Genomic DNA, 24,275 nt, shown 5'->3' with positions numbered 1-24,275 from the left:
GGCTGGCCGAGTCTCACCGCGCAGAGTACGTCTCGCGGGAGGGTCGGGAGGGAGACGGTCAGCGGGCGGTGGCGCCGCGGTCGAAACCGGCGTCGAAGCCGCGCTCATACGCGTGCTGCGCCATACGGGCGATCCGAGGGCGCCAGCCGCCGTGCCCGGCGTGCGGGCCGGACTCGCCGTGGTGCGGCCCCTCGGCGCGTCCACGGGCGAACTCGCCGCGATCGAACTCGCCGCGATCGGCGGCGCGGTGGCCGCGGCATCCGTGCTCGGCGTGCGCCCAGCTTTCGGAGGCCTCCGACGGATGCGGGGTGAAGCCGCGGCGGTGCCCACGGCCGTGGTGACCGTGATCGCCGTGCCAGCGTCCACCCGCGTTGCGGCCGTGCCCGCGGTGCGGGCCATGGTCGCGCTGCTTGCGCGGCAGCGGGACGTTCTCGTCCCAGCCGAGCGCCTGCGCGATCTGCGTGAGGGTGGCGATGGTGGTCGCGTAGTCCTCGGGGCTCACGGCTTCGGCGATCGTCGCACGGATGCCGTCGACGATCGTGCCGAGTCGCTTCTTGGCGGCCTGGCCCTCGTCGGTCAGAGCCCACCCGTCCTCGGACGGTGCGATCCAGCCGAGTTCGATCAGGCGGCCGAGCTTGCGGTCGTCGACGGGGTGTCCGCTCTGGACGGTGCCGTCGACGACGTTGAGCAGCCGCCATTCGCGGCGCGTGATGCCCTCGTTCTCGAAGGCGCGGGCGAACTCGGCTGCCATGAGCCGGTCGGTCGCCTTGAGCCAGTAGCCCAGCGGGCGGTCATCAGGTGATGTGTGCGTGTTCATGGGGAAGTTCCTTTGCTTGTAACTGTGCATGTACATGTAGTGTGACATGCAATGCGGAAGTATGTCAAGTAGCATGTAAAGTCGGATGTGTGAGCACCTCCGATCCCGCCGACGACATCGCCGAAGCACTGGCGCGCCTGAGAGGGCGGCGTCCGCACGGACCAGGGCATGCGCATGGTGGTCCGCACGGCCATCGCGGCGGCCCGCACGAAGGGCGCCCGCCTCGCCCGGGCCCGTGGGCCGGCGGACCCGGCGGGCGCTTCGCAGCCCCCGCGTGGATGCGGATGCTGGAGGCGCTCGCCGCGGCATCCGCACCGCTCAGCGTGAGCGAACTCGCCGAAGCCGTCGGCGTCGACCAGCCGCGGGCCTCGCGGCTGGTGCAGCAGGGCGTCGAGCGCGGATTCGTCCAGCGCGAAGCCGACCCGGACGACGCGCGCCGCACGCGCATCGCGCTGACGGATGCCGGCAGGCGCGTCGCGCGCGGTGCCAAGGGCGAGCGGCGTCAGGCGCTGTCGCGCGCCCTCGAGGCGTTCACCGACACCGAACGCGCGGAACTCGCGCGGCTGCTCAACAAGCTCGCCGACAACTGGGGGCCGGGCGCCTGACGCCGGCCGGGCTCAGGCCGCCGCCACCCGGCGCTCCTGCACGGGGAGCAGCAGCAGGAAACCGACCAGCAGCACGATGACGATGCCGAGGATGCCGAACTTCGTCTGGGCGGTCAGCACGATCAGGGCGGTCCAGGCAGCCGAGGCCATCCAGCTCGCCGCGCGACCGGTGGTCGCGTAGAGCCCGAAGATCTCGCCCTCGCGTCCGGCCGGGGTCACCCGCGCGAGGAACGAGCGCGACGCGGACTGCGCCGGTCCGACGAACGCGCACAGCACCAGGCCGCCGATCCAGAACACGACGGCTCCGGCCTCCACGAGCAGGAACACGGCGAGACCCGCGACGACCATCGATGCCAGCGAGAAGAGGATGATCCGCTTGGCGCCGAATCGGTCGTCCAGGCGACCGGCCAGGATCGTCGAGACGCCGGCGATGAGGTTCGCCGCGATGCCGAAGATCACGAGCTGCAGGAAGTCGAAGTGGAAGACCTGTCCGGCGATGATCGCGCCGAACGCGAAGACGCCGCCCAGCCCGTCGCGGAACACGGCGCTAGCCAGCAGGAACCAGAAGGTCGGCCGCGTCTCGGGGGTGCGGTAGAGCCCGATGACGTCCTTGACGAGCAGCGCGTACGAGCGGAAGAACCCGACCTTGCGCTCCGGCCGGCCCAGTGACGGCTCCGGCACGTTCAGGAAGATCGGGATGCTGAAGACGAGCGCCCAGATCGCGCAGCCGACGGCGATCAACCGGAACGGCAACCCGTCGTCCTCCGGAAGACCGAACCAGTTGAACGAGAAGAAGACGACCACCAGCACGAGTGCGACGATGCCGCCGATGTAGCCGAAGCCCCACCCGAGCCCCGAGATGCGCCCGATGGTCTTCGGGTTCGCGATTCCGATCAGCATCGCGTTGGAGTTGACCGCCGCGATCTCGCCGAACACGCTTCCCGCGGAGATCAGCGCGACGCCGAGCCAGAACAGCGTCGGGGTCGGCTCGACGAACCACAGCCCGAGCATGCACGCGATCAGCGCCCCGGTGCCGATGCCGAGCCAGAGCTTCTGGCGGCCGGCGGCATCCGCGCGCTGCCCGAGCACCGGGGCGAACAGGAGGATCGCGAGGCCCGCGATGGTCGAGCCGAGCCCGAGACCGCTGGCCAGGTCCGCCTCGGCTGCCAGGCGCATCGGGTCCTCGTCGCCGAGCGAGGCGACATCGGCCGGCAGGAACTGCTCGGTGGTCAGATACAGCGCGGTGAAGATGAACGTCAGGATGACGGTGTTGAACGGCTGGGTCGCCCAGTCCCACAGCGCCCACGAGTAGACCTGCTTCTTCGGGGCGGGGGTCTCGCCGCGCAGCTCCAACCCGATCACGCCCACCGCGCCGCTGTTCGCGGTGGGCGGCGGGGTCGGCGTCTCTTCCGGCGTGCTCATGTCTCGAAGTCTGGCCGTGTCCGGTGAACGCGAGGTAGCGGCGCGCCGTGTCGTCTTCCTGGCGCGCTCACCCGTACGACGCCGCGATGAGCTCGGCGAACAGCGCCTCGGCATCCGCGTCGACCCGATGCCTGGCGAACCAGTCGCACACGTTCACGCAGTCGCGGTGCAGCAGGTCGAAGCCCTGGGGGTTCGCGATGACATCCACGATCTGGGGGAGGTCGATCACGCGTACGCGCCCCTCGTGCACCAGCAGGTTGTACGGCGAGAGGTCGCCGTGCGCGAACCCGGCCGCGGCGAAGATGTGCATGAGCTCGACGACCTGCCGGAACAGGTCGGTCAGTTCGTCTCGGTCGCCGCGCACCTGGGCGAGGCGAGGCGCGGCCACCGCATCGGTGCCGATGAACTCCATCAGCAGTTCGGTGCCGTTCACCTGCACGGGATACGGCACCGGAGCCCCGAGCTCCCACGCGCGGCACAGCGCTTCGAACTCGGCGAACGACCACTCGGCCGCCGCGACCTCCCGGCCGTAGAGCGACTTCTTCTCTGTGGCGCGGGCGTCGCGCGAGTTCCGCGTGCGCCGGCCCTCGGTGTAGATGCTCGAACGGTGGAACGTGCGGTGCTGCGAGGTGCGATAGCGCTTGGCGGCCAACAGTGTGCGCTGCGCCGGATCATCGGGGACGGCGCGCTCGATGAGGAAGACGTCCGCCTCCTTGCCGGTCTTCAGGATGCCGAGTTCGGTGTCGATGGCGCCGGCGCTCGTCACGATCCACGACGGTCGCGGCTCCGGACCGCGCTCGGAGGGTGTGACGGCCGGCCAGGTGGTCCAGCGCTGATTGTCGCCGGGTTCGACGTCGGCGAAGGTGAGGGATGCGTCGAAGGACGCGAAGGGATCAGACACGGTGGTTGCTCCGGGAGAGGGAGGCCACGCGCGGATCAGGAGCGGGCGGCCTCGAGGGGAAGGATCTGGTCGGAAGAGGGCACGACGACGACAGCAGTCATGGCTTGCTCCTTCCGCTGATACCTTCCGGGGACATCCCGGCGCGGGGTCGAGCATATCGGGCCGCCGGGCCGCCGTCCAGCCCCGGACGATCGGTCGGATGCCGCGGACGACCGATCGGGTGCAGGCCCCGGCATCCTGTCAGGGTGGGAACATGACCACGACCGCCCCCGTCCCCACCGTCCTCCCGGTCGCCGCAGCCGAGCGCATGCGCTACGGCGGACCGATCATGCTCATGCTCATGAGCTTCCTGCTCGTCACCGCGGAGTTCCTGCCCAACGGGATGCTGACCGAGATGGCGGACGGGCTCGGAGTCACGCCGGGGCAGGCGGGGCAGACCGTCACCGTCACGGCCCTGATCGGTCTGATCGTCGCCCCGACCGTCGGGCTGATCTTCCCGCGGCTGGATCGGCGGAGCCTGCTCGTCTGGATGGCGCTCGCCGCCGCGGTATCCAACCTCATCGTCGCGATCGCGCCCAACCTCGTGCTGGTGCTGCTCGCGCGCTTCCTGCTGGGCGCTGCGCTCAGCGCGTTCTGGTCGATGTCGATCACGGTCGCCGCCCGCATCGCGGGCCCGGAGCGCATCGGCCGCGCCGTGATGTTCACCACGGCCGGCACGTCGCTCGCGACGGTCGCCGGTGTTCCGATCGGTGTCCTGCTCAGCCAGTTCCTCGACTGGCGAGCGGTCTTCGCGCTCGCCGGAGTCGTCACGGCCGTGCTGGCCATCGGCCTGCGGACCCTGCTGCCCTCGGTGCCGGCCGCGCAGGCATCCAGCCTCCGCATCCTCGCCGACACCATCCGCCGTCCCGGTGTCGGGCTCGGCTTCACCGGTCACGTCCTGGTGGTGCTCGGGCACTTCCTCGCGTACACCTACATCCGTCTCGCGCTCGAGCGGATGCCGGACGTGGATGCCGGGACCATCGTCCTCCTGCTCGCGCTGTTCGGCGCGGGCGGCCTGGTCGGCAACCTCGTGATCGGGCTCGTCGTCGACCGGACATTCGCGGTCTTCGCGGTCGTCGGGCCGGTGTCGATCGCCGCGGCGGTGTTCGCCACGATCCTTCTTCCCGGATCCCTCGCGGCGATCGCGGTGGCGGTGTTCGTGTGGGGCTTCTTCTTCGCCTCCTGGCTGATCGTCGTGAACACCTGGGTCGGGCACCGGATGCCGGACCGCCTCGAAGCGGGCGGCAGCCTGGTCGTCGTCGGGTTCCAGGGCGCGATCATGCTCGCGGCGGGTGTCGGCGGCATCCTCGTCGATGCCCTCGGTGTCGAATTGAACTACGTGATCGGCGCAGCGCTCCTCGTGCTCGGGGCCGTGCTGTTCGGAGCATCCAACCGCGTGCGCGGCTGACTCATACACGGGTCTCCTAGGCTGGGATCACCCCACCCGAGGAGACCCGTGTTCCGTGCACCCGCCCGCCTTTTCCGTGTCCTGGCGATCGCGGAGGCGATCACCTGGACGATCTTGATCGCAGCGCTCATCGCCCGAGCATCCGGTGCACCCGGGATCGTGGTGACGATCGGCGGAGGCATCCACGGGTTCGTGTTCCTCGCCTACGGCGCGACGGCGATCCTCGTCGCCCTCAACCAGCGCTGGCACGTCGGCGTCGCGGTGCTGGCCGTCGCCAGCGCGGTCATCCCGTACGCGACGATCCCCACCGAGATCTGGCTGCACCGCTCGGGCCGCCTGCGCGGCGACTGGCGGCTCGAGGCCGGTGACGATCCGCGCGATGCGCGCTGGTACGACCGGCTGATGCGCTGGTTCCTGCGGCGTCCCTGGGTGCTCGCAGGGCTGCTCGTCCTCGCGATCGTCGCGCTCTACGTGATCCTGCTGCTGGTCGGCCCGCCCGGCGGGCGTTGAGCGACTACGCCGGGATCGCGGTGCGCCCCTGCAGGCGCCACACCGACGGGGCGACTCCGGTGTGCCGGCGGAACGCCCGGCTGAAGCCCTCATCCGACGCGTAGCCGAGTTCGCGGGAGGTCTCGGAGACGCTGCGTCCGGCATCCAGCAGTTCCTTGGCCTGGCGCATCCGCACGTCCGTGACGTAGCTCGCGGGCGACTGGCCGACCGCGGCGCGGAAGCGCTCGGCGAACACCGACCGCGACATCGCTCCGACGCTGGCGAGCAGGTCGACGGTCCAGTCGCGCCCCGGCTCGGAGTGGATCGCATCGACGACGCGGTCGAGGAAGGGATCGCCGGCTCGGGACGGCCACCCCTGCGGGGCGCAGCCGTTCTGCGCCCAGGCGCGGATCACGCTGAGCAGCACGGTCGTGACCATCATCCGGCAGATGAGCGGGTCGCCCGAGCGCAGCCCGTGGACGTTCGGGTCGACGGGACCGAGGTTCGCGGCCAGCGCGGCGGCGGCCGGTTCGAGGTCTGCGAATCCGGTCACGAAGACGAAGCCGGGGATGCCGTCGACGGCGGCGGAGTCGAGTTCCAGGTCGGCCGTCATCAGGCGCGCACCGGAGGTCGACTCCAGGACGATCGGCCGCTGGCCCATGCTGAGGAACGCGTCGCCGGCGAGCAGCGTGCGCGGGCCGCGGGCGGTTCCGGTTGATCCGCCGGGCACATCGAGAGTGCAACTGGTGTCGAGCACGACATCGCCGGTGATCTCGCCCTCGACGACGTACGCGAGTGTCACCTGACCGGCCGGGAGCGGGAGCAGCCCGCCGTGCGTGAGTGTCGTGCGGCGCGCGAAACCGAGTCGGACATCGAAGGAGGAGAGCACCTCCGCCAGGCGAGCAGGATCGACAGTCGTCATGTGTGAGTGCAACCCCGGCCAAGCGGGTGCTATTCCGGACCCGCGACGGGACTCCACCGCGGTCGGCGTCGCTCTGGCTTCGGGTGCGACACGAACCCCGGCGAGACCCCGGCGTCGCCGTCCGCACGACCACGGCACACATGTCGGGAGATCCCCCACCTGCATGGCCCTATGCCCCGGAACCTCCTTGCATCCGGGGAATCTCCCGACATCCGTCCCGAGGGCGGGCGCCGTGGCGGGTCACGCCGCCGGCAGCCGCGGAATCGCCGAGACCAGCGTGCGCGCGTACTCCGTCTGCGGCGCGCTCAGGATGCCGCGGGTCGCCCCCTCCTCGACCACGCGCCCGTCGCGCAGCACGACCGTCCGCTCGCACAGCGCCGCCACCGCGCTCAGATCGTGCGACACCATGACGAGCGCCAGCCCGGTCTCGGCCCGGAGCGTGCGCAGCAGATCGATCACCTGGATGCGGGTGGTGACGTCGAGGGCGCTCACTGGCTCATCAGCGAGCAGCACGCGCGGCTTCGACACGATCGCACGTGCGATCGCGATCCGCTGCCGCTGTCCGCCGGAGAACTCGTGCGGGTAGCGTGCGAGCACGTCGGCGTCGAGACCCACGGAGCGCACGGCATCCGCGACGGCGCGCCGGGCGTCGTCCCCGCGGGCGATGCCCAGCGAGCGCAGCGGTTCGCCCACGATGCGATCGATCCGCTGCCGGGGGTCGAGCGACGAGTACGGGTCCTGGAAGACCGTCTGCACGTCGGCGCGGAAGCGCCGCATGAGCGTGCGGTCGCGCCTGTTCAGCGGCTGCCCGTCGAACAGCACCTCGCCCTCGTGGGGAGCGGCCAGACCGAGCAGCAGCGAGAAGATCGTCGACTTGCCCGCGCCCGATTCTCCGACGAGCCCCACGGCCTCACCCTCGGAGACCTGCAGCGAGACGTCGTCCACGACCGTGCGCGACCCGTAGGCGAAGCGCGCGTTCCGCAGTTCGAGAATGCTCATCTCACGCTCCCTTTCGACCCGCCGGATGCCGCCGGCCCGTCGAGCGCGGCATCCAGAGCCCTGGCGCTCGCGACCAGAGCCGTCGTGTACGGATCGTGCGGAGCCGAGATGATCTGCGAGATCTCGCCCTGCTCCACCGATCGTCCGCGCTGCATCACGATCACCCGGTCGGTCATGCGGGCGACCACCGCGAGGTCGTGGCTGATGAACAGCAGCGCCATGTCGCGTTCGGCGACGAGGCGATCGAGCAGCGCGAGGATCTCGTCCTGCACGGTGACGTCCAGCGCCGTGGTCGGCTCGTCCGCGATGAGGAGCTTCGGACGCCCGGCCAGCGCGATCGCCGTGGCGACCCGCTGCCGCTGCCCGCCGGACAGCTCGTGCGGGTACGCGCGGGCGATGCGCTCGTCCGGGAGCGAGACATCGGCCAGGGCGGTGCGCACGGCATCGTGCAGCTCCTGTCCGCGCAGCCCGAGGTGACGGCGCATCGGCTCGGCGATCTGGCGGCCGACGCGCATGAGCGGATCGAGCGCGGTCAGCGGCTCCTGGAAGAGCAGCGCGGCGACCGGCCCGCGGAGCGGCCGCAGGGTGCGGTCCGACGCGCCGATCACCTCGGTGCCGTCGAGCCGCACGGATCCGGATGCCGAGAGCCCCGTACCCAGCAGACCGGTGGTCGCGAGAGACGTGACGGACTTGCCCGACCCTGATTCGCCGATGATGCCGACGCGCTCGCCGGCGCCGACCGTGAACGACACGTCGTCGACCACGCGGCGTCCGCCCGCCGTCACCGTGAGTCCGGTGATCTCGAGAAGGCTCATCGTGCCCTCCTGCGGGTCGGGTCGGCGAAATCACGGAGTCCGTCGGCGATGAAGTTGACGCCGAGCACGAGCACGACCAGGGCGATGCCGGGAGCGATCGCGCCGACGGGGGCGGTGAGCACGGTGCCCTGCGCCTCCTGCAGCAGCCGCCCCCAGGAGGCGTTCGGCGGCGGAGCGCCGAGCCCGAGATACGACAGGCTCGCCTCGGCGAGGACCGCCGCCCCGAACTGCAGCGCGAGGTTCACGCTGAGCGTTGGCCAGATGTTGGGCAGCACGTGGAACGCCACGATCCCGGGCCAGCGGGTGCCGCTCGTCTTCGCGGCCGTGATGAACTGCTCGTGCAGGACCCGGTGGGCGAGGATCCGTGTGAGCCTCGCGACGACCGCCGACATCGCGAGTCCGATCGCGAGGATCGCCGACCACAGCGATGCCCCCTGCACGGCCACGACGAGCATCGCCAGCAGCAGCACGGGGAACGCGATGATGACGTCCAGCGCCGCCGACATCGAGTCGTCCACCCACGGCCGCGCGAACGCCGCGATGAGTCCGATCGTGATGCCGAGCACCGCCGCGAGCGCGACCGAACCGATCCCGACGATCAGGGCGATCCGTGCGCCGATCATGAGCTGGGTGAACAGGTCGCGGCCGAGCTTGTCGGTGCCGAGCAGGTGCGCGCCGCTGGGCCCCTCGAGGCGTCCGCCGCTGACATCGCTCGGCGCGTAGGGCAGCCACAGCAGGGAGACGACGGCGAGCAGGACGATGAGGCCCGTGAAGCACAGGCCGATCACGAGGGTCGCACGGCTGCCGCCGCGGCGCCGGGGCGCGGCATCCTCGATCTGCTCCACGACGGCCGTCATCGCGCACCCGCCACTCGTGCGCGCAGCCGCGGGTCGATGAGCCGCTGGACGATGTCGGCGAGGAAGCCGACGAGCAGGACGAACAGCGTCGAGACGACGAGCACGCCCTGGATGTTCGCGAAGTCGTGCTGCTCGATGCCGGTCAGCAGCATGCTGCCGAGGCCGGGGAGCGTGAAGACGCTCTCGACGACGACCGCGCCCAGCAGCGTGGTCGACAGTTCGATGCCGAGGACGGCGATCACCGGCACGGCGCCGTTTCGGACCCCGTGGCGCAGCAGCGCTTCGCCGAGGCCTGCGCCGCCGGCGCGGGCGGTGCGCAGGTAGTCGCTGCCGAGCACGTCGAGGGTGGCTGCGCGGACGTAGCGCGACAGCGAAGCGCTCATGACGATCGCGATGGTGAGGACGGGCAGTGCCAGCGACCGCAGCGCATCGGCAGGATCCTCCCAGTCGTCGCGGGGGAAACCACCAGAGGGGAGGACGCCGAGCCCGAGCGCGAACACCCACACCAGCAGGATGCCGACCCAGAACACCGGCACCGCGATGCCGAGCTGAGCGAAACCGGAGAGCACCGTGCCGTACCAGGTGTCGGCCTTCACCGCGGCGGTGATGCCGATCACGAGCGACAGCATCAGTGCCAGGACGAACGCCAGCAGCGTCAGCGGCAGGGTGATCTGCAGCCGCGCCGCGATCTCCGGCCCCACGGGCAGCGTGCTGATGTACGACTTACCCAGATCGAACCGGACCATCTGGCCCGCCCACAGAGCGAACTGCTCGAAGAGAGGTCGGTCGGAGCCCACCTGCGCGCGGGCCGCGGCGATCTGCTCTTCGGTCGCATCGACCGAGAGAAGCGCATTCGCCGGGTCGCCGGGGAGCAGTCGGAGCAGCACGAAGATGACCATCATGGCGACGACGAGCGACACCACGAGGAACGCGGAGCGGCGGAGCAGATACGTGAGCATTTCAGACATGAGGATCGCGGGGCGGATGCTTCAGCATCCCACCCCGCGATCCGAAGGGGTCAGGACTTGACGATGTCGTAGGCGAAGAACTGCGAGTTCAGGCCGTTGACGGGGTATCCGCTGAGGTCGCTGGAGGCGACGACGATCTGCGGGTAGAGGTAGAGCCAGACGCTCGCGGCGTCCGCGGCGATCTTCTCGTTCACCTGCGTCAGCAGAGCGGTCTGCTCGTCGGCCGTCGCCGCCTGCTCGGCCTCTGCGACCCACTGCTGGACCTGGGCGTCGTCGTAACCCCAGTAGAAGTCGGGGTTGCCGTACCAGACCACGTCGCGGTCGTTGACGTGCTCCTGCAGCGTGGCCTCGAAGTCGCGCTCCTGGAACACCTTCGTGTACCACTCGTCGGCGCTGATGGTGTTGATGTTCACCGTGATGCCGACCTCGGCCAGCTGCGACTGCAGGAACTCGGCGACGACCGGGTGCGGGTCGTAGCTCGGGGTGTCGAGGGTGAACTCGAATCCGTCCGGGTAGCCGGCCTCGGCGAGCTGCTGCTTCGCGAGGTCGACGTCGTACGGGTTGACGTCCGTGAGGTCCTCGTACCAGGGGTCGGTCGGCGGGACCATCGAACCGATGAGCGTGCCGTAGTCGCCCCAGATCGAGGTGAGCAGCTTCTCGGTGTCGATCGCCGAGTAGACGGCTTTGCGCACCAGCGCGTTGTCGAACGGGGCGACGCGATCGTTGAACGCGAGCAGCTCCTTCGTCGTCGACGTGCCCTCGCTGATCGTGTAGTCGTCGTTCGAGGCGAACTGCTCGAGGGCGTCAGGGCTCTGGATGCTGGTGATCACATCGATCTCGCCGGTGAGCAGCGCATTGTTCTGCGCCGTCGCGTCGGTGAAGTACTCGAAGACGACCTCGCCGTTCGCGGCCGGCTCGCCCCAGTAGTCGTCCCAGCGGGTCAGGGTCAGCGTGCTGCCCTGCTTCCACTCGTCGAGCGTGTACGGGCCGGTGCCGTCCTCGGTGGTCGTGAGGTCTTCGGCATCCGCGTTGACGATCCAGATGTACGCGAGGTTGTACAGGAACGAGATCGAGCGCTGCGACAGCGTGAAGACGACCGTGCTGTCGTCGGGCGTCTCGATGCCGGAGATCACGGCGAACGCCGACTTGCGGGCGGACTTCGAGTCCTCGGCGGTGACCGCCTCGACGCTGGCCTTGACGTCGGCCGAAGTCAGCTGCTTGCCGGAGTGGAAGGTCACGTCGTCGCGGAGCGTGATCGTGTAGGTCAGACCGTCTTCGCTGACCTCCTCGCTCGCGGCGAGCAGGGGCTCGACCTCGCCGTCGTCGGTGAGCTTGTAAAGCCCCTCGTAGACGTTGCCGTTGAAGGCCTCGGTCACACCCTGGCCGCCGCCCTGGGTGTTGCTGAGGTTCTGCGGCTCGTACAGCGAGCCGATGTAGATGCTGGCGTCGGCGGCATCCTCGGCGGACGGCGTGCTCGACGAGCAGCCGGCGAGGACGAGGGCCGATGCGACGATGGTCGCCGCGAGCGCGATCGGAGTTCTCACAGGGGGTCTCCTGGGTTCGTGTGGGTGTTCGGGTTTCGGATGCCGCGGGTCGGCGTCGGATCAGGCCGAGTAGATGTCGAAGTCGTCCATGAAGACGACGTGCTTCTCTCCGGCGCGGACCGGCTGGGTGAACCGGTTCTGGGGTGGAGGCAGCGGGCAGTTGTACTGCGCAGAGAAGCCGCACGGCGGGACGAACGCGCGGTTGAAGTCGAGGACCACGGAACCGGCGTCGCCGAAGCCGGCGCCGTCGTCGCGCCGCACGAACAGGAAGCGTCCTGACCCGTACGTCTCGGTGCCGTTGGTCGGGTCGCCGAAGACGAGCAGCAGCGTGCCGCCGTCGTCGAACGCGGCGAGCCGGTGCTCGGTGCCGTCGAGGGCGAAGGTGATGTCGCCGGGGACGACGAGTTCGCGGGTTCCGCCGTTGTCGCGGATGTGCTCGAACGGCACGGTGCGGCCGGCATCCACCGGGGCGAACGCGGCCTCGATGACCCATGCGGGGTCGTAGTCGTAGACGTCGATGCGGTCGTACGCGCGGATCGCGGGGGAGGAGGCATCCCAGAACCGCAGGCCGTACTCCGGCTCTCCGGTGGAGATGTCGGTGCGCTCCAGCGGTGTCACGGTGACGGATGCCGGGGCGGCCGCCTGCGCGGCCTCGAGGTCCGGACGCTCGGGTCCGACCCAGCGCGTCTCGACGAGGGCGAGGTTGCCGGTGGGGCGGGCGACGGCGGCGTGGCGCTCATTGCGCCAGCGGGCGTGGTCTTCTTCGGGTGCAGACATGACCGTTCCAGGGTAAGGAGTGCGCGGCAAACGCGCCGCGATGCGGCGTCATGAGGGGCAACACGCGTGGGCGCGTCCGCATTCCGCGCGGAGTGGGACGAGCGATCGCGACGGGTTCGGTCACGCGTGGGGTGGGATGCCGTCGCACCGTCCCTGCCGAAGCGTGACTCGACCCGGGGCAGAGAAGGGGCGCTCGATCAGTGCGCGGTCGCGACGCCGATCGCGTCGTGCACGATGACGGCGGCGACCCGCGCTCCCGCGCCGGCGGCGACGATGAGCTGCTGAGGGCCGGGGGCCGCGGCATCCCCGGCGGCGTACAGACCGGGCACGTCCGTCCGGCCGGACCGGTCCGTCACGAGGTGCCCCGACCCATCGAGGGCGGGGGACAGGCCGTCGAGGAAGGCCAGGTTCGTGTCCCATTCCGGACGCACGAATCCGCCGCCGAGGTCCACGCGCGTGCCGTCGGCGAGGACGACGGCCTCGAGCCTTCCGCGCTCTCCGACGAGTTCTGCGATCGGATGCCGGGCCACACTGATGCCCGCGGCCGCGAGCTCCGCCTCTTCGGCCGTCGAGAGGACGTCGGCGCCGTTCGTGAACACGGTGAGCTGCGGGCTCCAACGGGCGATCAGCCGTGCGCGATCGGCGAGATCCGCTGATTCGCCGATCAGGGCGAGCGGGCGGTCGCGCAGATCCCACGCGTCGCACGCCGCGCAGCTGAACAGGCTCATGCCGTAGAAGCCGCGCAGGTTCGGGACATCGGGCAGCGTCTCGCGCAGCCCGGTCGCGAGCAGCACCGTCCGGGCGGTCACGGTGGAGGTCGCCTCCCGGCGGCCGATGCCGGCGACGAAGACGTCGTCCTCGCGCGAGAGAGACGCCACGACGACGCGCGAGCGGACCTCGACGTTCGGGTAGGCCGTGAGCTCCTCCCGTGCGAGACGGCGCAGCTCATGAGGCGGAATGCCGTCGCGGGTGAGGAACCCGTGCGAGTTCAACGTCGCCGCATTGCGCGGACGATCGGCGTCGATCACGAGCACGCGCATGAGCGAGCGCCCGAGGTTCAGCGCCGCGGAGAGCCCGGCGGGCCCGCCGCCGATCACGAGCACGTCGTAGGAGTCGTCAGTCATGCCCGTCACCCTGCGGCGCAAGAGCGGCGATGATGGGGTGGTCGAAGTCGTACACGCCGACCTTGGCCGCCCCTCCGGGGGAGCCGATCTCCTCGAAGAACTCGACGTTGGCCTTGTAGTAGTCGGCCCATTCCTCGGGGAGGTCGTCCTCGTAGTAGATCGCCTCCACAGGGCAGACCGGTTCGCAGGCACCGCAGTCGACGCACTCGTCCGGGTGGATGTAGAGCGACCGTTCGCCCTCGTAGATGCAGTCCACGGGGCACTCGTCGATGCAGGCACGATCCTTCACATCGACGCACGGCAGCGCGATGACGTAGGTCATGGGACCAGCGCTCCGTCGCGCGACACCGCCACCTGCTCCTCGCGGGGGACGACCTTGACACGCTCGCGCGCGTGCTGGTGCGTCTCGCCGAGGTGACGCTCGTGGGCGTCGAGGGCGAGCCAGCCGTCCCACGTCGTGTACTCGGTCGCGCGCTCGTCGAGGAGGTCGAGCACGTCGGGGGCATCGGTGGCCGAGAGCAGGCCTGCCTCGGCATCCGCGACCAGATTCGTGATCGTCTCGAGAGCGTCCGACTTGGTGTGGCCGATGAGCCCGACCGGGCCGCGCTTGATCCAGCCGGTCGCGTACAGGCCGGCCTCGTCGTCCACGCGTCCGCCGTCGTTCGGGACGACGCCTCGAGCCGCGTCGAACGGCGCACCGTTCACCTGCGTGCCGTAGTAGCCGACGGCGCGGTAGACCGCCTGGATCGGATACTCGCGGACCTCGCCTGTGATGACGAGGCGGCCGTCGGCATCCGTCGTGGTGCGGGCGAAGCGGATGCTCTCGACCCTGCCGTCTCCCTCGATCGACACCGGCGCGTGCCAGAAGTGCAGGTGCAGGCGGCGCGAGGCCGTGCCGGCCGGGCGGTCGCGCCAGCCGTTCAGGGTGCGCAGCATGACCTTGAGCTGGTTGTTGGATGCCGTGGTCGGGTCGACCCCGTCGAAGTCCTCGTCGTGCAGCACGATGTCGACATCGCGGACCTCGCCGAGCTCGCGGAGCTCGATCGGGGTGAACTTGATGTCGGCGGGTCCGCGGCGTCCGAAGACGTGCACGTCGGTGACGGCGGACGCCTCGAGCCCGGCCAGCACGTTGTCGGGGATTTCGGTGGAGCGCAGGTCGACGGCGTGCTTGGCGAGCACGCGGGCGACGTCGAGCGCGACGTTGCCGTTGCCGATCACGGCGACCTCGCGGGCCTCGAGCGGCCAGATGCGCGCGACATCCGGGTGGCCGTCGAACCACGCGACGAAGTCGGCGGCACCGTACGAACCCGCAAGATCCACACCGGGGATGTCGAGGGCGGCGTCGCGGATCGCACCCGTCGCGAGGATCACGGCGTGGTAGCGCTCGCGCAGCTCGTCCAGGGCGATGTCGCGGCCCACCTCGACGTTGCCGATGAAGCGGATCGTGCGGCGGCGCGCTTCGACAGGCTCAGCGGGCTCCACCTCGCCCTCCGTTTCTGACTGGTCCCCGAGCCTGTCGAGGGGCGCGTCGAGCATCTCGTGCAGAGAGTTCACGATGCCCTTGATGCGCGGGTGGTCGGGAGCGACGCCGTAGCGGATCAGGCCGTACGGCGCCGGGAGCGACTCGAACAGGTCGATCTCGACACGGCCGCCGCGGTCGCGGACGGCGTTCGCCAGGAGGTTGCCGGCGTAGATCCCGGCGGGGCCGGCGCCGACGATCGCGACGCGCAGGGCGAGAGGGGAGGAGGACATGGGCATGGCCTTTCGGGGTGCCGCTCCGCGGAGCGTGCGAACGGGGTCAGATCACGTAGTCGAGAGTGCTGTCGATCGCCCGGCTGAGTCCGGTGTCGACGGCGAGTCCGGCATCCATCGCCTCGAACCAGCGGGCGCGCGGTGCCGGTTCGGCGCCCGGACGGCGACGATTCACGGACTCGGTGACGTTTGACGGATCTTTCGGGTCGATTCGTCCGTCATTCGTCACATCGTTCGTGAATCGTCGCGTCGCCGAGGCCGCATCCGCAGGTTGGGATGCCGGAAGGGATGCCGCGTGCGGGCTGAGCCGGACGACATCGCCGACGACGACCACGGCGGGGGATCGCACCTGGCGGGTGGCGGCGAGGTGCGCGATCGTGCCGAGTGTGCCGATCGTGACCCGCTCGTGCGTTCCGTAGCCGTCCTCGATGATCGCCACAGGGCAGCCCGCCCCGCGGGCGCCGTCGGCGAGCATATGCGCCGAGTGGCCGAGCGTGTTCACGCCCATCAGCAGTACCACCGTGTGGTCGGCACCGCCGGGGAGCCGCTCGATCTGGTCGTGCGCGCTGACGACGGTGAAGGACGTCGAGACGCCGCGGTGCGTGAGCGGGATGCCGGCGACGGCCGGGACCGAGACGGCACTGGTCACTCCTGCGACGATCTCGACGGCCACGCCGGCCTGCTCGCAGAACAGCTGCTCTTCGCGGCCGCGTCCGAACACGAACGGATCGCCGCCCTTGAGACGCACAACGCGCTTCCCGTCGGCGGCGAGCTGCACGAGCAGCGCGTTGATGCCGTCCTGGGACACCTTGTGGTGACCGGGGAGCTTGCCGACGTCGATGACTTCAGCGGTGAGGACGACGCCCTCTGCCGCCAGCTGATCCAGCACGGAACGGGCGCCGAGCCGGTCGGCGACGATGACGTCCGCCTCCTGCAGCGCGCGGAGTCCGCGCAGCGTCAGGAGTCCGGCATCCCCGGGGCCGGCGCCGACGAGGGTGACGAGACCGGTCATCGGGCACCTCCGGGGGCGAGTCCGCGGCTGCGCAGCAGGCGCCGCTCCAGCGGGCCGAACAGGACGAGCTCGATGAGGATGCCGATCGCGAGGATCAGCAGGATCGTGCCGAGGACTCCGGCGAGATCCGCCAACTCGCGGGACTGCTGCAGCATCGACCCGAGTCCGAACCCCATCGACCCGCCGAACGCGATGATCTCGGCAGCCATCAGCGATCGCCACGAGAACGCCCAGCCCTGCTTCAAGCCCGCGAGGTACCCCGGAAGAGCCGCGGGGAGGATCACGGCGGTGGCCAGTTGCCAGCGGCTCGCGCCCAGCACGACACCGGCACGACGCAGCTGCGGCGGCACCTGGTCGATGCCGGAGAGCAGGCCGTTGACGATCGACGGGATCGCACCCATGAGGATCACGAAGTAGACGGTGGCGTCGCTGAGTCCGAACCAGATGATGGCGGCGGGCACCCAGGCGACGGACGGCAGCACCTGCAGGCCCGAGATGAGCGGGCCGGCGGCGCGGCGGAGCACCTTCCACTCGGCCAGCAGCATCCCCAGCGGTGTGCCGACCGCGATCGCGATGAGGAAGCCGAGGATGCCCCGTTCGAGGCTCGTGGCGACGGCCTCCTGCAGGCGGCCCGATTCCCAGGCGTCGCCGAGCGCGGCGGCGACCTGCAGCGGCCCGGGCGAGAGGTCGGGCCGCGGCTGGGCGATGACGACGTACAGCTGCCAGGCGCTCAGCAGCACGATGAGCAGGGCGACGGGCGGAAGCACCTTGCCGACGATCGTGCGCCAGGCGGACGATCGCTGATCCTCTTCGCTCTGCAGGCGGTCGAGGCCGGCCGACAGCGTGTCGAGTTCGTCCGTCCCGGACGCCGCGGGGGTCTTCACAGTCTCAAGCGGCATTGCGTCGGATCTCCTCGCGCAGCTCGGTGGTGATCTCGGCGGCGAGGGCCGAGACCTCCGGCGATTCGATGCGGCGACCGGCTGTTCCACCGAGCTTCCATTCCCGCGCGATCCGGCCGGGTCGGCTGGAGAGCAGGATGACGCGTTGACCGAGGCGGGCGGCCTCGCGCACGTTGTGGGTCACGAAAACGATGGTGCGCCCGGTGGCGCGCCAGACGCGCTCCAGCTCTTCGTGCAGCAGGTCGCGGGTGATGGCGTCGAGCGCGGCGAACGGCTCGTCCATCAGCAGCACAGGGCGGTCCTGGGCGAGTGCACGCGCCAGGGCGACGCGCTGACGCATGCCGCCGGAGAGCTCGTGCGGGCGCTTGTCCCCGGCATCCGCGAGGTTCACGGTGCCCAGCAGGCGCAGCGCCTCCTCGCGGCGTTCGGACCGGGGGACGCCGCGCAGGCGCAGCGCGAGCTCGACGTTGCGCCTGGCGGTCAGCCACGGCATCAGGGCCGACTCCTGGAACATCACGGCCGCACCCGTGCTCGGCACCGAGATCGAGCCGCTGGTCACCGGCTCGAGACCGGCGATGAGGTTCAGCAGCGTCGACTTGCCGCATCCGGATGCCCCGAGCAGACACACGAACTCGCCGGGGGCGATGTCGAGCGAGATGTCGTCGAGGACCAGGGGGCCCGACCCGAACCGCTTGGAGACGTGGTCGATCCGTACGATCGGCTCGACCGGTGCGGATGCCGGGGCGACGGGCGCGACCCCGTCGAAGCTGGGCGCCAGCGAGGAGGCACCCGCGTGCGAACGCGAGGTGTCGTCTGCGCGGGTCCGCCCCGCCGGCGCCGTCATCACTCGTCTCCGAGGCCGCTGGCGGAGACCGGCTCCTGGCCGTCGCTCTCGAGCAGCGCGTTCAGTGCGGTCAGGTCGAACAGGCCCTCGATCGAGCCGTCCTTCTGGGTGCCGGCGGCGAGGCCGTCCTCGACGAGCGTCTCGAAGGTCTCGGCGTGCGGGTCGACCGTGAAGGTCACATTCTCGAGAGCGCGGGTCAGCACCTCGTCGGAGAGCCCCTTGCCCGTGGCCTCCGTCAGCGCCGCGTTGATGACCTCGGGTGCCTCGGCGGCGTTCTCGTCGAGCCATGCGACTGAGGCGATGTGGCCCTCGAGGAGCTTCTCGACGACGTCGGGATGCTCCTCGGCGAACTCGGCGCGGACCAGCAGCACGGTCGTCGGGAACGCGCCGTCCTCCCACAGATCGGCTTCGTCCACGAGCACGTGCGCCCCGGCATCCACGACCAGACGGGAGACCCACGGCTCGGGCAGCCACGCGCCGTCGACCTCGCCCTGCTGGAACAGGGTGAGCGTCTGGGCGTTCTCGGTCGGAGTGATCGTGACGTCCCCGCCGCCGGAAGTCGAGGTCTCGAAGCCCTCGTCGGCGAGCCAGCTGCGCAGCGCGACGTCCTGCGTGTTGCCCAGCTGAGGGCTGGCGATGTTCGCACCCTCGAGGTCGGCGACATCGTCGATGCCGTCGCGGACGACGAGCGCCGCCCCACCAGAGGTGGCGCCGGCGATGATGTGCGCCGACTGTCCACCGGACTGGATGAACGTGTTGATCGACGGGTTCGGGCCGATGTAGGTGGCGTCGATCGCGCCGGCCGAGAGCGCCTCGATCGCGGCGGGTCCGGCGTTGAAGATCTCGGTCTTCAGCTCGACATCCTCGCCGAGCGCATCGGTGAACAGCCCCTCTTCGACGCCGACCAGAGCCGGTGCGTGGGTGACGTTGGCGAAGTACCCGAGGCGAACCTCGTCGACGGGCTCTGATGCGGCATCAGCGCCGGGGGCGGCGGAAGCGCAGCCGGCCAGCATCATGGCCCCGAGTCCTAGAGCTGTGAGAGCGGTGGTCTTGCGGGTGATCTTCACGGTTTCGCCTCCTTAGACGGTGAGGGGTGGTGCAGGTTCAGTCGACGACGGTGGCGGCGGCGAGCGTCGCCCCGTCGACGGGGTGGATGAGCAGCAGCGAACCGGACGCGCGGTTGACCGCGTACGGCTCGAGCGGCAGATCGGCGGCGAAGCGCAGCCGCACGCGTCCGATCTCGTTCACGGAGAGGCGCTCGGCATTCTCATGCGCGAGCGTCTCGAGATCCCGGCGGTCGATGACCTCGGCGACCAGGGCCTGCACGGTCGACGTGCCGTGCTTGACGAGCACCTTGGCGCCGGGCGCCGTGTCGCGCGTGTCGAGCTGGAACACCTCGACGACGGCCTCGCGACGGGATGCCGGTGCGGTGCCTGCGGCGGCGATGACCGCACCTCGGGCGGCATCCACCTCGTCGGCGAGAGTCACCGAGATCGACTGCGCTGCCGTCGCGGACTCGGCATCGTGACCGGCGACCTGGATGCCGGTGATGACCGTCTCGTGACCGCCGGGCAGCACCTCGACGGGGTCGCCGACGCGGACGGTGCCGGAGGACACGCGCCCGGCGAAGCCGCGGAAGTCGCGGTAGCGCTCCGCTTCGGAGGCCGGGATGCGGGGATCGAGACCGCCCTGAGGGCGCAGCACGATCTGCACGGGAAGGCGGAATGCGGCATCGGCCGACTCCGTCTCCTCCTGCGTCGGGAGCGTCTCGAGCAGCTCGATCAGGGTCGGACCGGTGTACCAGGGCGTCTGCGGCGATCGATCGACGACGTTGTCGCCTTCCAGCGCCGACACCGGCAGGACGTGGATGCCGGACAGCCCGAGCTGCTCGGCGACTCGCTCGGCCTCGAGCTCGATCTCGACGAAGCGGTCCTCGTCGTAGCCGGTGAGGTCGATCTTGTTGACCGCGATGATCACATGCTGCACGCGCAGCAGCGAGACGACGGCGAGGTGCCGGCGGGTCTGCTCGACGACGCCCTTGCGCGCGTCGACCAGCACGATCACCGCATCGGCGGTGGCGGAGCCGGTGACCATGTTCCGCGTGTACTGCACGTGGCCGGGGCAGTCCGCGAGCACGAAGCTGCGCTGATCGGTGGCGAAGTAGCGGTACGCGACGTCGATCGTGATGCCCTGCTCGCGCTCGGCTCGGAGGCCGTCGGTGAGCAGCGCGAAGTCGAACTCGCCGTGCGCGAAGCCGCGGGCACGCGAGGTCGAGGCGACCTGCTCGAGCTGGTCGGCGAGGATCGCCTTGGCATCGTGCAGCAGCCGGCCGACCAGAGTCGACTTGCCGTCGTCGACGGACCCGGCCGTCGCGAATCGGAACAGTGTCTGCTCCTGGAGAAGGGGCGTCATCAGAAGTACCCGTCTTTCTTGCGGTCCTCCATGGCGGCTTCGCTGATGCGATCGTCCGCACGGGTGGCGCCGCGCTCGGTGAGCGTCGACCGCGCGACCTCGGCGACGACGGATGCCGTGTCGACGGCATCCGATTCGACGGCGCCGGTGCAGCTCATGTCGCCGACCGTCCGGTACCGGACGACGCGCTTCTCGACCTGCTCGCCGTCGCGGGGCTCGGCGAACTCGCCCACGGCCCACCACATGTTGTCGCGGCGGAACACTTCGCGCTCCTGCGCGTAGTACAGCGGCGGGAGGGCGATGTTCTCGCGCTCGATGTAGCGCCAGACGTCGAGCTCGGTCCAGTTGGAGATCGGGAACGCGCGCACGTGCTGACCGGGGAGGTGGCGGCCGTTGTACAGGCTCCACAGCTCGGGGCGCTGGTTGCGCGGGTCCCACTGGCCGAACTCGTCGCGGAGCGAGATGATGCGCTCCTTGGCGCGGGCCTTGTCCTCGTCGCGGCGCGCACCGCCGAAGACGGCGTCGTGCTTGCCCGCCGCGATCGCGTCCAGCAGCGGCTGCGTCTGCAGCGTGTTGCGCGTGCCGTCTGGACGCTCGGTGAGACGGCCGTCGTCGATGTAGTCCTGCACGCTCGCGACCTCGAGGGTCAGGCCGAGGCGGGCGACGGTCTCGTCGCGGAACGCGATGACCTCGGGGAAGTTGTGTCCGGTGTCGACGTGCAGCACGGGGAACGGCACGCGTCCCGGTGCGAACGCCTTGGTGGCGAGGTGCAGCACGAGCACCGAGTCCTTGCCGCCCGAGAACAGCAGCACGGGGCGTTCGAACTCCGCGACGACCTCGCGGATGATGTGGATGGCCTCGGCTTCGAGCTGGTCGAGCGCGGTGAGGCTCGTCGCGGGGGCGGTCGCGTCGATCGTCATACGTGGAGCCCGCATTCTGTCTTCGCCTGGCCGGCCCAGCGGCCGGAACGGGGGTCGTCACCGGGGGCGACCTGCTTGGTGCACGGCTCGCAGCCGATCGACGGGTAGCCGAAGTTCACCAGCAGGTTCACGGGGGCCTTGTGCTCTGCGGCGTACGCCAGCACGTCGTCGAAGCTCCACGCGGCGACCGGGTTCACCTTCACCAGGCCGTTGCGCTCGTCCCACGTGACCAGGGGTGTGTTCGTGCGGGTCGGCGCCTCGTCGCGGCGCACGCCCGTGAACCACAGTTCGTATCCGCCGAGTGCGTCCTGCAGCGGGGCGACCTTGCGGCGGGCGCAGCACAGCGCGGCATCGCGTTCGAACAGCTTGGCGCCGAACTCGGCATCCTGCTCCGCGACCGTCTGCTCCGGCGTGACGTCGACGATGCGCACGTCCAGGGCGCGTTCGACCTCGTCGCGCGTCGCGTAAGTCTCGGTGAAGTGGTAGCCGGTGTCGAGGAAGAGCACGTCGACACCGGGCAGCTGCTCCGCCACGAGGTGGGGCAGGGCCGCATCGGCCATCGAGCAGGCGACGGCCGCGGCATCCGCTCCGAAGTTGCGGGCGACCCAGGCGACGACCTCGGCGGCCGACGCCTCGTGGTCGGTCAGGCTGCCGAGTTCGGCGTTGCCCTGCTCGGCGAGGGCCGCGAGCTCCTCGGGGGTGCGCTTGGTGCGGATGCGGGGGGCGAGGCTGACGCTCATTGCAGGGCCTCCTCTTCGGCGCGGTGCGCCCACTGGGCGAAGCTCTCGCCCTCGGTGCGGTCGGCGAGGTAGCGACGGATGACGCGCTCGGCGTAGTCGGCGATGCCGTCGGCCGCGACCTTCAGGCCGCGGACGGTGCGGCCGAGTCCTGCCTCGGCACGGTCGACGCCGGCGAGACCGCCGCCGAGGTGCACCTGGTAACCGGGGACCTGCTCGCCGTCGATCGAGACGAGCTGACCTTTCAGGCCGATGTCGGCGGTCTGGATGCGGGCGCAGGAGTTCGGGCAGCCGTTCACGTGCAGGGTGATCGGCCGGCCGATCTCCGGCTCGAGCGCACCGAGGCGCTCCTCGAGCTGCTCGATGGCGTTCGCCGCGTTCGCCTTGGTCTCGACGATCGCGAGCTTGCAGTACTCGATGCCGGTGCAGGCGATCGTGCCGCGGCGGAACAGGCTCGGGCGGGCCGACAGGCCGAGCGCGTCGAGGCCGGCGACGAGGCCGTCGACCTCGGACTCGGGGATGTCCAGCACGAGCAGCTTCTGGTACGGCGTGGTGCGCACGCGCTGCGAGCCGTGCACCTCGGCCAGGTCGGCGAGGGCCGTGAGCGTGCTGCCGGAGACGCGACCGACGAGCGGGGCGGCACCGACGTAGAACCGGCCGTCCTTCTGCTCGTGGATGCCGACGTGGTCGCCGATCGTCGTCGGGGTCGGGGCGGCCGGACCGTCCGGGAGGGGACTGTCGAGGTATTCGGTCTCGAGGACGTTGCGGAACTTCTCGGTGCCCCAGTCGGCGAGCAGGAACTTCAGGCGCGCCTTGTTGCGCAGCCGCCGGTATCCGTAGTCGCGGAAGATCTGCGTGACGCCGTGCCAGACCTCGGCCACCCGCTCGGGGGCGACGAACACGCCGAGGCGCTCGCCGAGGCGGGGGACGACCGAGAGCGCGCCGGCGACCCACAGGTCGTATCCGATGCCGAGTTCCGGGTGCTCGACGGCGACGAACGCGCAGTCGTTGATCTCGTGCACGACGTCCTGGCTGGGGTGCCCCGTGATCGCGGTCTTGTACTTGCGCGGCAGGTTCGCGAGGGTCGGGTCGCCGATGAAGCGCTCCGCGATCTCCTGGATCTGCGGCGTCGGGTCGATGAGCTCGTCCGCGGCGATGCCGGCGACCGGGGAGCCCAGGATGACGCGGGGCACGTCGCCGCACGCCTCGGTGGTGCTGAGGCCGACTTCTTCCAGGCGGCGCCAGATCTCGGGGACGTCCTCGACGCGGATCCAGTGCAGCTGGACGTTCTGCCGGTCGGTGAGGTCGGCGCTGTCACGGGCGAACTCGGTGGAGATCTCGCCGATCACGCGCAGCTGGTGCGTGGTGAGCTGGCCGCCGTCGATGCGGACGCGCAGCATGAAGTACTCGTCCTCGAGCTCATGCGGCTCGAGCTGGGCGGTGCGGCCGCCGTCGATGCCCGGCTTGCGCTGCGTGTACAGCCCCCACCAGCGGAAGCGCCCGTGCAGGTCGGTCGGGTCGATCGACGCGAAGCCGCCCTTGGCGTACTCGTTCTCGATGCGCTCGCGGACGTTGAGTCCGTTGTCCGCCAGCTTGAACTCCTCGTTGCCGTTGAGCGGCTCGGTGCCGTCGACGAGCCACTGGCCGTGCGGTTTCGTCGGCGTGCGGTTCGTGCGCGTGCGTGCACCGCGGATCGGGGTCTGCTGGGGCGTGGTCATGGGAATGCTCTCTGCACTGCTCGTCGGAGATGGCGTTGCACAACTCTGGCGAGATCGCGCGCATTCGTCACGCATGGGTGACACATGACGTCAGTGGACGAAACATGGCGACACAGAGAGCGCGAGTGCCGCCTGATGCGGTCTAATGCGCCCGCTCCGGAGAGCCTCGGGTAAAACTTGAGTGAACTCGTATCAACTTTGTTTGACAGCATCCGACCCTCGGGGTACAGTTGAGTCATCGCGACTCAGGTTTAGTTGGTCGCCCCGGATTTCCCATCAGGCTTCAGCAACAAG

General features: G+C 70.2%; 24 protein-coding genes. 3 read left to right on the top strand and 21 right to left on the bottom strand.

The window, feature by feature from the left end; genetic code table 11:
* Positions 1-58: 58 nt before the first annotated feature.
* Positions 59-817 carry a MarR family winged helix-turn-helix transcriptional regulator gene (locus AC3ANJ_RS18055; protein WP_488317512.1) on the bottom strand — a complete coding sequence of 253 codons (759 nt, stop codon included), beginning with the start codon at positions 815-817 and terminating at the stop codon, positions 59-61.
* 89 nt (positions 818-906) lie between these two features.
* Here AC3ANJ_RS18055 and AC3ANJ_RS18050 point away from each other — a divergent pair, with 89 nt between their 5' ends.
* Positions 907-1,422, top strand: coding sequence for a MarR family winged helix-turn-helix transcriptional regulator (locus tag AC3ANJ_RS18050; protein ID WP_488317511.1), 516 nt, complete (start codon positions 907-909; stop codon positions 1,420-1,422).
* Positions 1,423-1,434: 12 nt separating this feature from the next.
* Here the strand turns inward: AC3ANJ_RS18050 and AC3ANJ_RS18045 are convergent, their stop codons facing one another.
* Both AC3ANJ_RS18045 and AC3ANJ_RS18040 read right to left on the bottom strand, forming a co-directional pair.
* The gene (locus AC3ANJ_RS18045; RefSeq protein ID WP_488317510.1) at positions 1,435-2,844 is read right to left on the bottom strand and encodes an MFS transporter; all 1,410 of its coding nucleotides are present in this window, start codon (positions 2,842-2,844) and stop codon (positions 1,435-1,437) included.
* Positions 2,845-2,911: 67 nt separating this feature from the next.
* Positions 2,912-3,745: a serine protein kinase RIO gene (locus AC3ANJ_RS18040; RefSeq protein WP_488317509.1), complete on the bottom strand. Its 834-nt coding sequence runs from the start codon at positions 3,743-3,745 to the stop codon at positions 2,912-2,914.
* 253 nt (positions 3,746-3,998) lie between these two features.
* Between AC3ANJ_RS18040 and AC3ANJ_RS18035 the strand changes: the two genes are divergently transcribed.
* Positions 3,999-5,192, top strand: a complete 1,194-nt coding sequence (locus AC3ANJ_RS18035) for an MFS transporter (RefSeq protein ID WP_488317508.1) — start codon at positions 3,999-4,001, stop codon at positions 5,190-5,192.
* 48 nt (positions 5,193-5,240) lie between these two features.
* A complete protein-coding gene (locus tag AC3ANJ_RS18030; RefSeq protein WP_406248278.1) occupies positions 5,241-5,702 on the top strand; it encodes a DUF3817 domain-containing protein in 462 nt (153 codons plus the stop codon).
* Between the two features lie 4 nt (positions 5,703-5,706).
* Here AC3ANJ_RS18030 and AC3ANJ_RS18025 read toward each other — a convergent pair whose 3' ends face one another.
* From AC3ANJ_RS18025 to AC3ANJ_RS17940, 18 genes are all read right to left on the bottom strand, one after another.
* Positions 5,707-6,603: a helix-turn-helix transcriptional regulator gene (locus AC3ANJ_RS18025; protein ID WP_488317507.1), complete on the bottom strand. Its 897-nt coding sequence runs from the start codon at positions 6,601-6,603 to the stop codon at positions 5,707-5,709.
* 240 nt (positions 6,604-6,843) lie between these two features.
* The gene (locus AC3ANJ_RS18020; RefSeq protein ID WP_488317506.1) at positions 6,844-7,602 is read right to left on the bottom strand and encodes an ABC transporter ATP-binding protein; all 759 of its coding nucleotides are present in this window, start codon (positions 7,600-7,602) and stop codon (positions 6,844-6,846) included.
* Positions 7,599-8,417: an ATP-binding cassette domain-containing protein gene (locus tag AC3ANJ_RS18015; RefSeq protein ID WP_488317505.1), complete on the bottom strand. Its 819-nt coding sequence runs from the start codon at positions 8,415-8,417 to the stop codon at positions 7,599-7,601. Before AC3ANJ_RS18015 ends, AC3ANJ_RS18020 begins: the two co-directional genes overlap by 4 nt.
* Entirely contained in the window at positions 8,414-9,274 is an 861-nt protein-coding gene (locus AC3ANJ_RS18010) for an ABC transporter permease (RefSeq protein ID WP_488317504.1), read from the bottom strand. The genes AC3ANJ_RS18015 and AC3ANJ_RS18010 overlap by 4 nt, the downstream gene beginning before the upstream one ends.
* Positions 9,271-10,233 (bottom strand): ABC transporter permease, encoded by a 963-nt coding sequence (locus AC3ANJ_RS18005; RefSeq protein WP_488319314.1) that lies wholly within the window; start codon positions 10,231-10,233, stop codon positions 9,271-9,273. The genes AC3ANJ_RS18010 and AC3ANJ_RS18005 overlap by 4 nt, the downstream gene beginning before the upstream one ends.
* A 59-nt stretch (positions 10,234-10,292) precedes the next feature.
* Complete coding sequence (locus AC3ANJ_RS18000; protein WP_488317503.1) at positions 10,293-11,786, bottom strand: ABC transporter substrate-binding protein; 1,494 nt, start codon at positions 11,784-11,786, stop codon at positions 10,293-10,295.
* Positions 11,787-11,846: 60 nt separating this feature from the next.
* Entirely contained in the window at positions 11,847-12,563 is a 717-nt protein-coding gene (locus tag AC3ANJ_RS17995) for a DUF1684 domain-containing protein (protein WP_488317502.1), read from the bottom strand.
* A gap of 197 nt (positions 12,564-12,760) precedes the next feature.
* Positions 12,761-13,687 (bottom strand): NAD(P)/FAD-dependent oxidoreductase, encoded by a 927-nt coding sequence (locus AC3ANJ_RS17990; protein ID WP_488317501.1) that lies wholly within the window; start codon positions 13,685-13,687, stop codon positions 12,761-12,763.
* Positions 13,680-14,009 carry a ferredoxin gene (gene fdxA / locus AC3ANJ_RS17985; protein ID WP_488317500.1) on the bottom strand — a complete coding sequence of 110 codons (330 nt, stop codon included), beginning with the start codon at positions 14,007-14,009 and terminating at the stop codon, positions 13,680-13,682. Before fdxA ends, AC3ANJ_RS17990 begins: the two co-directional genes overlap by 8 nt.
* Complete coding sequence (locus AC3ANJ_RS17980; RefSeq protein ID WP_488317499.1) at positions 14,006-15,445, bottom strand: FAD-dependent oxidoreductase; 1,440 nt, start codon at positions 15,443-15,445, stop codon at positions 14,006-14,008. Before AC3ANJ_RS17980 ends, fdxA begins: the two co-directional genes overlap by 4 nt.
* 40 nt (positions 15,446-15,485) lie before the next feature.
* Positions 15,486-16,451, bottom strand: a complete 966-nt coding sequence (gene cobA / locus AC3ANJ_RS17975; protein ID WP_488317498.1) for a uroporphyrinogen-III C-methyltransferase — start codon at positions 16,449-16,451, stop codon at positions 15,486-15,488.
* Complete coding sequence (locus AC3ANJ_RS17970) at positions 16,448-17,350, bottom strand: ABC transporter permease (RefSeq protein ID WP_488317497.1); 903 nt, start codon at positions 17,348-17,350, stop codon at positions 16,448-16,450. Before AC3ANJ_RS17970 ends, cobA begins: the two co-directional genes overlap by 4 nt.
* Positions 17,340-18,194 carry an ABC transporter ATP-binding protein gene (locus AC3ANJ_RS17965; RefSeq protein ID WP_488317496.1) on the bottom strand — a complete coding sequence of 285 codons (855 nt, stop codon included), beginning with the start codon at positions 18,192-18,194 and terminating at the stop codon, positions 17,340-17,342. Before AC3ANJ_RS17965 ends, AC3ANJ_RS17970 begins: the two co-directional genes overlap by 11 nt.
* A complete protein-coding gene (locus AC3ANJ_RS17960; RefSeq protein ID WP_488317495.1) occupies positions 18,194-19,261 on the bottom strand; it encodes an ABC transporter substrate-binding protein in 1,068 nt (355 codons plus the stop codon). The genes AC3ANJ_RS17965 and AC3ANJ_RS17960 overlap by 1 nt, the downstream gene beginning before the upstream one ends.
* A gap of 37 nt (positions 19,262-19,298) precedes the next feature.
* Positions 19,299-20,606, bottom strand: coding sequence for a sulfate adenylyltransferase subunit 1 (locus tag AC3ANJ_RS17955; protein ID WP_488317494.1), 1,308 nt, complete (start codon positions 20,604-20,606; stop codon positions 19,299-19,301).
* Entirely contained in the window at positions 20,606-21,526 is a 921-nt protein-coding gene (cysD, locus tag AC3ANJ_RS17950) for a sulfate adenylyltransferase subunit CysD (RefSeq protein ID WP_488317493.1), read from the bottom strand. The genes AC3ANJ_RS17955 and cysD overlap by 1 nt, the downstream gene beginning before the upstream one ends.
* Positions 21,523-22,266, bottom strand: a complete 744-nt coding sequence (locus tag AC3ANJ_RS17945; RefSeq protein ID WP_488317492.1) for a phosphoadenylyl-sulfate reductase — start codon at positions 22,264-22,266, stop codon at positions 21,523-21,525. The genes cysD and AC3ANJ_RS17945 overlap by 4 nt, the downstream gene beginning before the upstream one ends.
* Positions 22,263-23,981 (bottom strand): nitrite/sulfite reductase, encoded by a 1,719-nt coding sequence (locus AC3ANJ_RS17940; RefSeq protein WP_488317491.1) that lies wholly within the window; start codon positions 23,979-23,981, stop codon positions 22,263-22,265. The genes AC3ANJ_RS17945 and AC3ANJ_RS17940 overlap by 4 nt, the downstream gene beginning before the upstream one ends.
* Positions 23,982-24,275 lie beyond the last annotated feature (294 nt).

This window comes from Microbacterium sp. STRO-1N (assembly GCF_057748015.1).
The sequence above is the reverse complement of the archived record's forward strand: the minus strand, read 5'-3'. Positions and strand labels throughout refer to the sequence as shown.